Below are 12,993 nucleotides of genomic sequence, written 5' to 3'. Positions count from 1 at the left end.
CGCTCTTTTTTCATTTAGGTATTAAGGTTTGTAAATAAACTCAACGCCTTCTTCATCTTCTTCGTCCCAATCATCCCAGTCGTCATCTTCATCATCAAATTGATGTTCAGCAAGCTGTTCTTGATGGTAATCTTCCCATTTGAATTTCACTTCTTCTGGTTTATTTTCTTCCACTTCCGCATCACGTGGATTCGCTTCAATGAAATCCATAATATCACGACAAAGTGGTGGCACATTTTTACCGGTTGCGGCAGAAATAAGGTGATACCCTTCTTCCCAACCAAGACGTTCAGTAATCTCTTGTGCTCGTTCATGTGCTTCTTCTTCGGTCATCGTATCAATTTTGTTGAAGACTAACCAACGCGGTTTATCTGCCAATTTTTCGCTATATTGGAATAATTCTGACTCGATGATCGCAATATTATCTGCCGGATCGGATTCATCAATTGGGTTAATATCCACTAAATGAATTAACACACGACAGCGTTCTAAATGTTTTAAGAAACGAATTCCTAAACCTGCACCATCCGATGCACCTTCAATCAATCCAGGAATATCTGCCACCACAAAGCTGTGGCTCTCATCCACTTTCACTACGCCTAAACTTGGCACTAAAGTGGTAAATGGATAATCAGCGACTTTTGGTTTTGCAGCTGAAACGGCACGAATAAAAGTGGATTTACCTGCATTTGGTAAACCGAGCATCCCGACATCCGCAAGAAGCATTAATTCTAATAATAAATCGCGTTTTTCACCTGGTGTACCCATGGTTTTTTGGCGAGGAGCACGGTTCACTGAAGATTTAAAACGTGTGTTCCCTAAACCATGATAACCGCCTTTCGCCACTAACATTTTGGCGCCATGCTTTGTTAAATCACCAAGCACTTCTTTAGTGTCATTATCAATTGCACGCGTTCCCACTGGCACACGTAACGTAATATCTTTACCGCGGCGACCTGTACAATCTGAGCTATGGCCATTCTCACCACGCTCTGCAGCAAAACGTTTTGTAAAGCGATAATCGATCAAGGTATTTAAGTTTTCGTCTGCAACCAAATAAACATCACCGCCATCACCGCCATCACCGCCATCAGGGCCACCTTTGGGGATAAATTTTTCACGGCGGAAACTTACACAACCGTTTCCACCATCCCCTGCTTCCACACGAATCAGGGCTTCATCAATAAATTTCATAAAAACTCTCCAATATTTAACCGCACTTTACTTTGATTGCGGTAATAACTTATGTCCGATTGCTGACAAAATTGCTCCGCATACTACAACAAACGCTCCGATATAGCTAATCATATTTAATTCTGGCGCGGCAAAATTATCAGGGCTCGCATAATGCGCAAGATGAGCAAAGAAAATTGTAAATAGTGGTACTAAGGTAATCACAACGCTTACTTTAGAAACTTCCCAACGATTAAGGGCTTCAGCATAAGCGCCATAACCAAATAAGGTATTTAAGCAACAATAAGCCAAACAACCAAATGCTAACGGACTGAGCTCTCTCACTAGGGAAAATTCAGCAACAGGCGTAAATACTAACAGACAACCGAAATACATCATTAATAAAATTTGTTGTGAACTAAAACGACGAAGCATTAATTTCTGTGCCATTCCATAAGTAACCCAAACTAATGAAGCTGTTAGGCTTAGCAAGACGCCCGTTAAATAACCACTCTCTCCTTTAAACACCTCAAATTTATCATTGAAGAAAAGCACTAACCCAGCCAATAACAGACCTAAACCAATCTTTTGATGTAATCCAAGCTTTTCTTTAAAGACAAAAATACCGCAAATCAACATGCCAAAAGAGGAAAAATGAATAAAAATTTGAGCTGAAGGAGGATCGATAAAGTTAAGTGAGCTATTAAATAAAAAGAAATTACCCGATAATCCTGCAACACCAATGAGCACAAGCCAAATGAATCGACCACCTTTCAAAAATTGTGGCAATTTTTTCTTATAGGCAAGCAAAATAAAGAGCGCTAGAAATGCCACAATAAAGCGATACCACACGATCGTTTGTGGCGTCATCACGGATAAAACCTGTTTTAACGCAATAGGTAAAGATCCCCATGCCATCGCTGTAATTAAAGCAAATAGAAATCCTAAAAGAGGTTGTTGTTTCATGATGTCTTCCTTTATTTGGCTAAAGCACAGTTAGGAATTCAGGTAAATTTCATTCTAAGAAATATTAAAGAGAATGAATGACAGTGCCAAGATAACAGATTTGATTAATGATTGTAAATCATAGGTAAGAAAACAAAGAAAACGCCCCACAGATAATGCGGGGCGTTTATCAAATCAGATGTAAAATTATTCAGTTACAATACTTACGTATTTACGGCTTTTCTCGCCTTTCACTTCAAATTTTACTTTACCGTCTGCGGTAGCAAATAAGGTGTGGTCACGGCCCATACCTACGTTGTTACCTGCGTGGAATTTAGTACCACGTTGACGTACAATGATGCTACCTGCTAACACAGATTCGCCACCGAAACGTTTAACACCAAGGCGTTTAGCTTCAGAATCACGACCGTTACGAGTTGAACCACCAGCTTTTTTAGTTGCCATCTACTTGATCTCCTCTGAAATTATGCTTGAATCCCAGTGATTTTCACTTCTGTGAACCACTGACGATGACCTTGTTGTTTACGGCTGTGTTTACGACGACGGAACTTAACGATTTTAACTTTATCGCCACGACCTTGTGCCACAACTTCAGCCACTACTTTCGCGCCAGCTACTACTGGTGCACCAATTTTAATATCTTCACCATTAACGACCATCAACACTGAGTCGAACTCAACTGTTGAGCCAGTTGCAAGTTCAAGTTTTTCTAAACGAACTACTTGACCTTCGCTCACACGGTGTTGTTTACCGCCACTTTGGAAAACTGCGTACATAAATACTCCGCTATAATTGTGCTTCTCCGTTACTATTTTCGGTCCGCACTTCAAAATTCATATAAATAGGTCGCAAATTCTACGGAAAAAACAACTCGATCGCAAGCACTTATTTGCAATAAAATAAAAAAAAGCGCTTTTCCTCGAGTTTAATTTCAGAAACTTTGAAAAATCGGGTAAAATTCACCGCACTTTTCTTTAATATACACAACCATCGAACCAAATGAAGATGAACAAACAAGATTTAATGGATATGCATGCAATCCAAGCATTAACCGATGCGGATATGCAGAAAGTCAACCAAGCTATTTTAGCACAAATTAACTCAGACGTGCCGATGGTTAATCAGCTTGGTTTTTATATTGTACAGGGTGGCGGAAAACGTATTCGACCACTTATTGCGGTTTTAGCAGCGCGTGCATTAGGCTACGAAAGCGATAAAGTGGCCACTTGTGCGACCTTTGTAGAATTTATTCACACCGCTTCTTTATTACATGATGATGTGGTGGATGAGTCTGATATGCGTCGAGGCCGCGCAACGGCAAACTCTGCCTTTGGTAATGCCGCTAGCGTATTAGTGGGCGACTTCATTTATACTCGTGCATTCCAATTAGTGGCGCAGTTACAATCGCTAGATATTCTTCGCATTATGGCAGATGCCACCAACGTGTTGGCTGAAGGTGAAGTTCAACAATTGATGAATGTGAATGATCCGGATACCACAGAAGAAAGCTATATGCGCGTGATTTATAGTAAAACAGCACGCTTATTTGAAGTGGCGGCACAATCTGTTGCGATTGTCGCGGGTGCTGAAAAATCAATTGAAACCGCATTTCAAGAATATGGTCGCTATCTCGGTACCGCATTCCAATTAGTAGATGACGTGCTAGATTACAGCGCCAACGCTGCAGCATTAGGCAAAAATGTGGGTGACGACCTCGCCGAAGGTAAACCAACTCTTCCTTTATTACACGCAATGCGTCACGGTAATCCACAACAAGCCGCGCTTATTCGCGAAGCCATTGAACAAGGCGGAAAACGTGATGCGATCGATGAAGTGCTTGCGATTATGGCTGAACATAAATCCCTTGATTATGCGATGGATCGTGCGAAACAAGAAGCCAAAAAAGCGGTTGATGCTATTGCCTTATTACCTGAAAGCGAATACAAAAAAGCCTTAATTTCACTGGCTTATTTATCGGTAGACCGAACTTATTAATATGACTGAAGAACAAATTCAACCGCAAAGTGCGGTCGATTCTCAAGCTAAATTTCAAAAACCGCGTAAACAAAAAGTGCGCAAGGATCCCAATGCGCCTTTTATTCGTGAAAAACTCGAATTACCCGAAGGACATAATAAGTTACTTCTCCACTCCTGCTGTGCGCCTTGCTCAGGTGAAGTGATGGAAGCCATTTTGGCCTCGGGTATTGAATTTACGATTTATTTTTACAACCCGAATATTCATCCATTAAAAGAATATTTAATTCGTAAAGAAGAAAATATCCGCTTTGCCCAAAAATTTGGGATTCCGTTTATTGATGCTGATTACGATCGTCAACAATGGTTTGATCGCGCAAAAGGCATGGAATGGGAACCTGAACGTGGCATCCGTTGCACCATGTGTTTTGATATGCGTTTTGAAAAAGCCGCTGAATATGCTCATGAGCATGGTTTCCCTGTGTTTACTAGTTGCCTTGGTATTTCTCGCTGGAAAGACATGGATCAAATCAACGGTTGCGGTCACCGTGCGGCTGAAAAATATGATGATGTGATTTATTGGGATTACAACTGGCGTAAAGCTGGCGGATCGCAACGCATGATCGAAATCAGTAAGCGTGAACGTTTTTATCAGCAAGAATATTGTGGCTGCGTTTATTCTTTACGAGACAGCAATAAATGGCGTGAAGAAACAGGGCGACAAAAAATTGAAATTGGTAAACTCTATTACACGCCCGATTAAAAATACATAAAAAAAGAACCGCACTTTCAACATGCGGTTCTTTTTTTATTTAATCAACGATAAGGCGCCCACCTAATGCATTCTCTAAAGAATGATCTAACTGCTGAATTCGCGTACATAACACGTTTTCAATCTGGACATTTTTATTCTTTTCTTGGGTTAATTCAAAACTTAAATTCAAGGCAACAATAGAAAGCACACGGTCTAATTGCAATAAACCTGTACGCTCTTTCATTTCAGACACTTGAAGATCTAAATTGCGCGCTGCTTGACGCAAAATCTCTTCTTGTTTGGCAGGGACATTCAAGCGCAGCACTTGCCCTAATACAACAACTTCAACCAGTTTTAATGACATGTTATTCCCTTATGTTGAATGCTCAAGTGTTCCTATTATGCCACAGCCAAATGCCTTCGTCATAATTTTTACGTTTAATTGACCGCACTTTATCCGTTCGCCCCATTTCGCAATTTACGCTATAATGCGACACTTTTCATTATTTTTGAACGGAATATTTATGCCAACTATCGCTCCTAATCCATTAGTCCTAGTGGACGGTTCATCTTATTTATATCGTGCTTTCCATGCATTTCCGCCACTCACCAATTCAGCCGGCGAACCGACTGGCGCCATGTACGGTGTATTGAACATGCTCAAAAGCCTGATTTCACAAGTGCAACCGAGCCATATTGCGGTAGTCTTTGATGCGAAAGGCAAAACTTTCCGTGATGAAATGTTTGAACAATATAAATCCCATCGTCCACCGATGCCAGATGATCTGCGCAAACAAATTCAACCGTTACACGATATTATCCGTGCCCTTGGCATTCCTCTTTTAGTCATTGAAGGTGTTGAAGCTGATGATGTCATCGGTACTCTAGCAGTAGCGGCTTCCAAAGCCAATCAAAAAGTCTTGATCAGCACCGGCGATAAAGACATGGCGCAGCTAGTGGATGACAACATTATGTTGATCAACACCATGAATAATACCTTATTAGATCGCGAGGCCGTGATTGAAAAATACGGTATTCCACCGGAACTCATCATCGATTACTTAGCGCTAATGGGCGATAGCGCCGATAATATTCCAGGCGTAGCGGGTGTGGGTGAAAAAACCGCTCTTGGCCTCTTGCAGGGTATCGGCAGCATGGCAGAAATTTATGCCAACTTAGACAAAGTGGCTGAATTGCCAATTCGTGGGGCAAAAAAATTAGGGGATAAATTATTGGCTGAAAAAGAAATGGCCGACTTATCCTATCGCCTTGCCACCATCAAAACCGATGTTGCCCTCGATATTACTCCAGAGCAACTCACTCTTGGCGCAAGCAATAACGATCAACTCACTGAATATTTCGGCCGTTATGAATTTAAACGTTGGCTCAATGAAGTGATGAATGGTGCTGATTCCATCACCAATAATAACGAACAACCAACCAAGATTAATCACTATCAAGTTACGCCTGCGCTCGCTCAATACAATAGCGATGAAACATTGCCGGCAATTCAAATTGATCGCAGCCGTTATGAAACCTTGCTCACAGAAGCGGATTTAAATCGTTGGGTGGACAAACTCAAACAAGCCAAACTTTTTGCCTTAGATACTGAAACCGATAATTTAGATTATATGGCCGCCAACTTGGTGGGCATTTCCTTTGCCCTAGAAAACGGTGAAGCTGCTTATTTACCGCTACAATTAGATTATTTAGGCGCACCAAAAACTCTCGAAAAAACAACCGCACTTGCTCTGTTAAAACCGATTTTAGAAAATCCAGCCATTCAAAAAGTCGGTCAAAACTTCAAATACGATCTCACCATCTTTGCCCGTAATGGCATTGATGTGCAAGGTGTGGCTTTCGATACCATGCTGGAGTCCTATGTGCTCAATAGCACCGGTCGCCACAATATGGACGATCTGGCGAAACGTTATTTAGGGCATCAAACAATCACTTTTGAAGAGATTGCAGGCAAAGGTAAAAATCAGCTGACCTTCAACCAAATTCCATTGGAAAAAGCCGCCGAGTACGCAGCGGAAGATGCTGATGTAACGATGAAGCTGCAACAAGTGCTATGGGAAAAACTCTCTAAAGAACCCACTCTGGAAAAACTCTTTAAAGAAATGGAATTGCCGTTGTTAGGCGTACTTTCCCGTATGGAACGTCGTGGTGTCTTAATTGATAGCGATGCACTATTCCTACAATCTAACGAAATCGCTAACCGTTTAAGTGAATTAGAAGAACAGGCCTATGTCTTGGCGGGGCAGCCATTTAATTTGGCCTCAACCAAACAATTACAGGAAATTTTATTTGATAAATTAGGTTTGCCGGTTATTCAAAAAACACCAAAAGGTGCGCCATCTACTAACGAGGAAGTATTGGAGGAACTGGCATTTAGCCATGAATTACCGAAAGTGTTGGTAGAACATCGTGGTCTCAGCAAACTAAAATCCACCTACACCGACAAATTACCGCAAATGGTGAATCCACAAACGGGTAGAGTGCATACTTCCTACCATCAAGCGGTGACAGCCACTGGTCGTCTTTCATCAAGCGATCCGAATCTGCAAAACATTCCGATTCGTAATGAAGAAGGTCGCCGTATTCGTCAAGCTTTTATCGCCCGCGAAGGATTTACTGTTGTTGCGGCCGACTATTCACAAATCGAACTACGCATTATGGCGCACCTATCACAGGATCAAGGCTTAATTAACGCCTTTACCCAAGGCAAAGATATTCACCGCTCTACCGCAGCAGAAATCTTTGGCGTGGCACTGGATGAAGTGACGTCCGAACAACGCCGCAATGCTAAGGCCATTAACTTCGGTTTAATTTATGGTATGTCTGCCTTTGGCTTATCGCGTCAACTCGGTATTGGCCGTGCGGATGCCCAGAGCTATATGGATTTGTATTTCAAACGCTATCCTGGCGTACAAACCTTTATGCATGATATTCGTGAAAAAGCCAAAGCCCAAGGCTATGTGGAAACCCTATTCGGCCGTCGTTTATATCTACCGGATATCAACTCTTCTAACGGTATGCGCCGTAAAGCTGCCGAACGTGTCGCGATCAATGCACCAATGCAAGGCACCGCCGCAGACATTATCAAACGTGCCATGATTCAATTGGATCAAACACTACAAAACGATCCCGATATTGCAATGATTATGCAAGTGCACGATGAATTGGTGTTTGAAGTGCGGTCAGAAAAAGTCGCGTTTTATAGCGAGCTCATCAAAACACAAATGGAAAGTGCGACTAATTTAGTGGTGCCATTGATTGTAGATGTGGGGCAAGGCAACAACTGGGATGAGGCTCACTAACAAATTTAGTCATGAATAAAGTTATTAGAAGTCACCTCTTTACGGCTGAACGCGCTTGGGGAGCCCTTGATATTACCAATATGAATGGCATCTCCGTGCGTCTTCACTGGACAGATAAGCCTTACAAATGGCATATCAATGACGGTGAAGAAGTCTTTGCTGTCATGGATGGGACGGTGGAAATGCGCTACAAAGAAGACGGCCAAGAGAAAACCGTATTGCTCCATACAGGTGATATTTTTTATGCGGGTATCGGTACCGAACACGTTGCTCATCCACAAGGTGAAGCGCGCATATTAGTCATAGAGAAAGAAGACAGCATTTAACAGATTAAAAAGAATTTTATGAATCAAGAAAGACTCAACGAAATCGAAAAATCATTAATTCAAATTGTAGAACGCGATGTGGTTCCGGCACTTGGCTGTACTGAACCTATCTCTTTGGCGCTTGCAGCAGCAACAGCGGCTAAATATTTAGGCAAAGCACCTGAACGTATTGAAGCCAAGGTATCACCAAACTTAATGAAAAATGGATTAGGTGTTGCTGTGCCTGGAACAGGCATGGTGGGCTTACCTATTGCCGCGGCGATTGGTGCTTTAGGTGGCGACCCAGAGGGTGAATTAGAAGTATTAAAGCACATCACGCCAGAACAAGTATCCCAAGCCAAGGCGATGCTTGATAAAAAGCTCGTTAATGTGGATATTCATCAAACCGATCATATCTTATATTCAGAAGCCGTGTTGTTTGCCGATAATGACCGAGTGAAAGTAGCGATTCAAGATCAACACACAAACATCATTTTAATTGAAAAAAATGGCGAAGTTGTTTTTGAGAAAGAACATGATGAATGTGCTGATTGCGATCCTTATGATATTTTCAAACAGGTGAGCGCACGTGAAATCTTTAAATTTTCTTGTGAAGTTGAGCTCGATAAAATCCGCTTTATCGGACAAGCTGCCGCTCTAAACCGAGCGCTGTCTAACGAAGGATTACGTGAAAATTACGGCTTACACATTGGCAGAACATTACGCAAACAAGTTGGTAGCGGTTTAATGTCAGACGATTTGCTCAGCAAAATTATGATCGAAACCACTGCAGCCTCCGATGCGCGTATGGGCGGGGCAACATTACCAGCAATGAGTAATTCAGGCTCTGGCAATCAAGGTATTGCCGCCACTATGCCCGTGGTTGTGGTCGCCGATTATTTAAACGTGAGTGAAGAAAAACGTCTCCGCGCTCTCTTCTTATCACACTTAATGGCCATTTATATCCACAGTAAATTACCCAAACTGTCTGCCCTTTGCGCAGTAACAACCGCATCAATGGGAAGCTGTGCGGGTATTGCCTATTTACTTACGGGGAAATTCGAAACAGTGAGCATGGGTATTTGCAGTATGATCGGCGATATCAGTGGCATTATCTGTGATGGTGCATCCAATAGCTGTGCAATGAAAGTGTCCACCAGTGTGGCTTCTGGCTATAAATCAGTACTCATGGCCATGGATGAAACCCATGTGACGGGTAATGAAGGCATTGTTGAACACGATCTCGATCGTACTATCGACAATCTATGCTCAATTGCGTCTAAGAGTATGCATCATATTGATCGCCAAGTGATTGAAATTATGGTGAGTAAACCCTGTCCTTAATATCGTGATAACTTACGATAAAGTGCGGTCAGAAAAACACACAAATTTCTGACCGCACTTTTTTTATATCAAAAAAACATATTTTCTAGCCAAAAGTTATTGGCGCTACCTTCTTATTTTTTTAGAAAATACCAACCTACTTAGTTCTAAAAGAGAAGGAATATTTATGCTTTTAACCGGATTACTTTGCGGAATTTTACTCGGATTTGTGATGCAGCGTGGGCGCTTTTGTATTACTGGCGCATTTCGCGATATGTATGTCACCAAAAATAACAAAATGTTTGTAGCCCTTCTATTGGCGATTACCGTGCAATCCATCGGTTTCTTTCTCTTAAAAGAAATCGGTGTATTAAATGTCGATCCGGCTGAAAATTTTACCTTTTTAGCGGTAATTATCGGTGCCTTTGTGTTTGGCATCGGTATTGTTCTTGCTGGCGGTTGTGCGACAGGTACGTGGTACCGTGCTGCGGAAGGCTTAGTCGGCAGTTGGGTTGCGTTATTCACTTATATGTTATTAAGTGCCATCATGCGTACTGGCCCATTAGGCGAACTCAATAAAACTTTACGCAGTATCAATATCGAACAACGCAACATTTACGATACATTCGGTATCTCACCTTGGTGGTTAGTCGCATTATTAACTTTAGTGACAGCTTTCTATGTGTACAAACATCTCAGTAAACCAAGCGTAAAAGTCGCGACATTAAAACCGAAGAAAACGGGACTTGCTCACTTATTATTTGAAAAACGCTGGCACCCATTTTTCTCTGCCGTATTAATCGGATTAATCGCACTTGTCGCTTGGCCACTCAGTGTCGCTACAGGTCGTGAGTTTGGACTTGGGATCACTGGTCCCTCAGCCAATATCATGCAATTCCTCGTTACTGGCGATGGTAAATTTATTAACTGGGGCGTATTCTTAGTTTTAGGGATTTTTATTGGATCATTCATCGGCGCGAAAGCAAGCAATGAATTTCGTGTCCGCGTACCGGATGCCACCACGATTCTACGCAGCGGACTCGGTGGTATTCTCATGGGCATTGGTGCAACCCTTGCGGGTGGCTGTTCTATCGGTAATGGCTTAGTCGAAACTGCCTTTTTCTCTTGGCAAGGTTGGGTCTCATTGCCATTGATGATTCTCGGCACTTGGGTAGCAGCCTACTTCACCATTATCCGTCCACAACGTTTAAAATTAGCAAAAGCATCATAAGGAGTTTATATGATCGTTAAATTACCAACACTCGGCCTTGTTTGCCCCTTTCCTCTCGTTGAAGCCAAGGAAGCTATGGCTAAGTTAAACAAAGGCGATGGCCTAGAAATTGAATTCGACTGCACACAAGCCACTGAAGCCATTCCCGCTTGGGCGGCTGAAGAAGGTTATGAAGTGACCAACTTCGAACAAATTGATGATGCAAAATGGTCAATTACGGTGGTCAAATAATCAATAAATCTTTATTCAAGAAAGAACTGTCTCTTTACCTTTTGGCTTGGTTACTTCCATAATCAAGCCATATAAAACAAAGGGTTAAAAAATTGTATAAATTTAGTACAAAAAAAACTATAAATAGTCTTCCTTTATTATAAATTTCAGCTAGAATCTCCCATCGAGCACGAGCAACATCTGTGCGATTTTTAGTCTCTACAGACTGTAATTATTATCATTATATTAGGAGGAACCTACCTATGAAGCTTTCTAAATTATTAACTGCAGTCTTTACTGCCTCCATGTTAGCTGCTTGTACATTAAGCAATGAAAGATGGTCAAATTTTGATAATCAATCAGCTAATGTTAACCCGCAAGAAAATCATGCAGGTTTAGTATTTTTCCGTACTGATGCTGGTTCAAACTCTATTGCTGTGAATATTAAAGTAAATGGAGAATACCTTTCTTCTCTTCAAGTCGGTGGTTTCACCAAAACAGAAATTTGTGCAAAACCAACCGCACTTGAAGCTTATTATGTTGCAATGAAGCCAGGAACAAACTTAAATGTAAACCTAGCGAAACAATCTGTGCATTATTTCTACGTAGATACGTCTAATGCATCGAAACCACAATTAAAAGAGGTAGATGCAGAAACAGCACAAGACATATTAAAAACAATCAAACATCAAGCACACACTATCTCTCGTGTAAATAACACGGCTTGTACAACTCATTAATCAATGAAAGGATATGATTTATGTCAAGAAATATTAGCGTAAAGATTAATAACGGTAATGAAACTATTGAAACCGTAAAATTAAATGCGGCAAATAAAAAAGTTATCATCAAAGCACAACCCAATGTGAACTATGAATTGGTTGACGAAGCAACACAATATGCACCTGAAATGATCGACACCAAACGTGTTGGAAACGATCTTCATATTGCATTTGAAGGTACCGATATCAATAAAGAAAGCGATTTAGTACTTGAAGGCTATTATGAGCATGATAATACTGAATTATTATTAGGTATGGCTGAAGATGGACAATACTACGCTTACGTTCCTCAAAGCGGTATGGAAAGCGATGCAGTGACATTGCTTGCCGATCAAGTTTTTGCACCACAAGCATTAGGTGGAAATAGCGTAGCTGCACCATTCTGGGCATTCAATCCAAACTGGTTATGGATGGCGGCAGGTGTGGCTGCTGTAGGTGGTATTATCGCAGCAGCAAGTGGCAGTAACGGTGGCGGCTCGTCAAATAACGCTAATAACAATAGCAATACTGCTAAAGACACAACAGCACCAGCTAAACCAACTGTTGAAGCGAAAGACAACGGCTCAGTAGAAGTGACTCCTCCTGCAGATGCAGATACCAAGTCTGTAGAAGTGAACTACACCGATGAAGCAGGCACACCGAAAACTGCAACCTTGACTAAAGGTAACGACGGCAACTGGACTTCAAACAACCCAGATGTTGCAGTAGATCCTGTTAGCGGTAAAGCAACCATCCCAGCAGATAAAGTGAAAGATGGCTCTCCAGTGACGGCGAAAGCAACTGACAACGCAGGTAACACAGGTGAAGAAGGTACCGTGAATGCAGGTAATAACTCAGCAACACCAGATACGACTGCACCAAGCGCACCGGAAGTGACTCCATCAACCACTGATGGCTCAGTGAAAGTGAAAGTACCTGGTGATGCTGAAGTCGGTGATACTGTAGAAGTAAC

General features: G+C 41.7%; 13 protein-coding genes and 1 pseudogene. 9 read left to right on the top strand and 5 right to left on the bottom strand.

All coding sequences use genetic code 11. The annotated features are described in order from the left end of the window. Positions 1-21: 21 nt before the first annotated feature. The 4 genes from cgtA to rplU all read right to left on the bottom strand — a co-directional run bounded on the left by cgtA (position 22) and on the right by rplU (position 2,915). Positions 22-1,194 carry an Obg family GTPase CgtA gene (cgtA, locus tag A9500_RS02615; RefSeq protein ID WP_005697855.1) on the bottom strand — a complete coding sequence of 391 codons (1,173 nt, stop codon included), beginning with the start codon at positions 1,192-1,194 and terminating at the stop codon, positions 22-24. 27 nt (positions 1,195-1,221) lie between these two features. Continuing rightward, entirely contained in the window at positions 1,222-2,139 is a 918-nt protein-coding gene (locus tag A9500_RS02610; protein WP_065243791.1) for a DMT family transporter, read from the bottom strand. 186 nt (positions 2,140-2,325) lie between these two features. Continuing rightward, entirely contained in the window at positions 2,326-2,583 is a 258-nt protein-coding gene (rpmA, locus tag A9500_RS02605) for a 50S ribosomal protein L27 (protein WP_005539872.1), read from the bottom strand. Positions 2,584-2,603: 20 nt separating this feature from the next. Next, the gene (gene rplU / locus A9500_RS02600; protein WP_065243790.1) at positions 2,604-2,915 is read right to left on the bottom strand and encodes a 50S ribosomal protein L21; all 312 of its coding nucleotides are present in this window, start codon (positions 2,913-2,915) and stop codon (positions 2,604-2,606) included. 229 nt (positions 2,916-3,144) lie between these two features. Here rplU and ispB point away from each other — a divergent pair, with 229 nt between their 5' ends. Next, positions 3,145-4,134, top strand: a complete 990-nt coding sequence (gene ispB / locus A9500_RS02595) for an octaprenyl diphosphate synthase (protein WP_005697829.1) — start codon at positions 3,145-3,147, stop codon at positions 4,132-4,134. Between the two features lies 1 nt (position 4,135). Next, the gene (locus tag A9500_RS02590) at positions 4,136-4,876 is read left to right on the top strand and encodes an epoxyqueuosine reductase QueH (protein ID WP_065243789.1); all 741 of its coding nucleotides are present in this window, start codon (positions 4,136-4,138) and stop codon (positions 4,874-4,876) included. A gap of 49 nt (positions 4,877-4,925) precedes the next feature. On the opposite strand, the gene A9500_RS02585 is transcribed toward A9500_RS02590, so the two are convergent. Further along, entirely contained in the window at positions 4,926-5,231 is a 306-nt protein-coding gene (locus A9500_RS02585) for a cell division protein ZapA (protein ID WP_065243788.1), read from the bottom strand. A gap of 160 nt (positions 5,232-5,391) precedes the next feature. On the opposite strand from A9500_RS02585, the gene polA reads away from it, so the two are divergent. From polA to A9500_RS02550, 7 genes and pseudogenes are all read left to right on the top strand, one after another. Next, entirely contained in the window at positions 5,392-8,190 is a 2,799-nt protein-coding gene (gene polA / locus A9500_RS02580; protein WP_065243787.1) for a DNA polymerase I, read from the top strand. A gap of 11 nt (positions 8,191-8,201) precedes the next feature. Continuing rightward, positions 8,202-8,516, top strand: a complete 315-nt coding sequence (locus A9500_RS02575; protein ID WP_065243786.1) for a cupin domain-containing protein — start codon at positions 8,202-8,204, stop codon at positions 8,514-8,516. Between the two features lie 18 nt (positions 8,517-8,534). Further along, positions 8,535-9,839, top strand: a complete 1,305-nt coding sequence (locus A9500_RS02570; protein ID WP_065243785.1) for a serine dehydratase subunit alpha family protein — start codon at positions 8,535-8,537, stop codon at positions 9,837-9,839. Between the two features lie 166 nt (positions 9,840-10,005). Further along, the gene (locus A9500_RS02565) at positions 10,006-11,049 is read left to right on the top strand and encodes a YeeE/YedE family protein (protein WP_065243784.1); all 1,044 of its coding nucleotides are present in this window, start codon (positions 10,006-10,008) and stop codon (positions 11,047-11,049) included. Between the two features lie 9 nt (positions 11,050-11,058). Continuing rightward, positions 11,059-11,280: a sulfurtransferase TusA family protein gene (locus A9500_RS02560; RefSeq protein WP_005626781.1), complete on the top strand. Its 222-nt coding sequence runs from the start codon at positions 11,059-11,061 to the stop codon at positions 11,278-11,280. Between the two features lie 242 nt (positions 11,281-11,522). After that, complete coding sequence (locus A9500_RS02555) at positions 11,523-11,999, top strand: hypothetical protein (protein WP_065243783.1); 477 nt, start codon at positions 11,523-11,525, stop codon at positions 11,997-11,999. A 20-nt stretch (positions 12,000-12,019) separates the two neighbouring features. After that, positions 12,020-12,993 (top strand): annotated as a pseudogene (locus tag A9500_RS02550) (cell wall anchor protein); the annotation flags it as partial.

Origin of the sequence: Haemophilus sp. CCUG 60358 (assembly GCF_001679485.1) — a bacterium.
Classification (GTDB): domain Bacteria; phylum Pseudomonadota; class Gammaproteobacteria; order Enterobacterales; family Pasteurellaceae; genus Haemophilus_D.
Note: the sequence above shows the minus strand (reverse complement) of the source record. Positions and strands in the feature narration are given on the sequence as shown.

Bases quoted from the DNA above. Each gene is read 5' to 3' on its own strand.
- A9500_RS02585 (WP_065243788.1), bottom strand. From the start codon at position 5,231: ATGTCATTAAAACTGGTTGAAGTTGTTGTATTAGGGCAAGTGCTGCGC.
- A9500_RS02575 (WP_065243786.1), top strand. From the start codon at position 8,202: ATGAATAAAGTTATTAGAAGTCACCTCTTTACGGCTGAACGCGCTTGG.
- A9500_RS02610 (WP_065243791.1), bottom strand. From the start codon at position 2,139: ATGAAACAACAACCTCTTTTAGGATTTCTATTTGCTTTAATTACAGCG.
- A9500_RS02560 (WP_005626781.1), top strand. From the start codon at position 11,059: ATGATCGTTAAATTACCAACACTCGGCCTTGTTTGCCCCTTTCCTCTC.
- A9500_RS02565 (WP_065243784.1), top strand. From the start codon at position 10,006: ATGCTTTTAACCGGATTACTTTGCGGAATTTTACTCGGATTTGTGATG.
- ispB (WP_005697829.1), top strand. From the start codon at position 3,145: ATGAACAAACAAGATTTAATGGATATGCATGCAATCCAAGCATTAACC.
- A9500_RS02590 (WP_065243789.1), top strand. From the start codon at position 4,136: ATGACTGAAGAACAAATTCAACCGCAAAGTGCGGTCGATTCTCAAGCT.
- rpmA (WP_005539872.1), bottom strand. From the start codon at position 2,583: ATGGCAACTAAAAAAGCTGGTGGTTCAACTCGTAACGGTCGTGATTCT.
- A9500_RS02570 (WP_065243785.1), top strand. From the start codon at position 8,535: ATGAATCAAGAAAGACTCAACGAAATCGAAAAATCATTAATTCAAATT.
- A9500_RS02555 (WP_065243783.1), top strand. From the start codon at position 11,523: ATGAAGCTTTCTAAATTATTAACTGCAGTCTTTACTGCCTCCATGTTA.
- polA (WP_065243787.1), top strand. From the start codon at position 5,392: ATGCCAACTATCGCTCCTAATCCATTAGTCCTAGTGGACGGTTCATCT.
- rplU (WP_065243790.1), bottom strand. From the start codon at position 2,915: ATGTACGCAGTTTTCCAAAGTGGCGGTAAACAACACCGTGTGAGCGAA.
- cgtA (WP_005697855.1), bottom strand. From the start codon at position 1,194: ATGAAATTTATTGATGAAGCCCTGATTCGTGTGGAAGCAGGGGATGGT.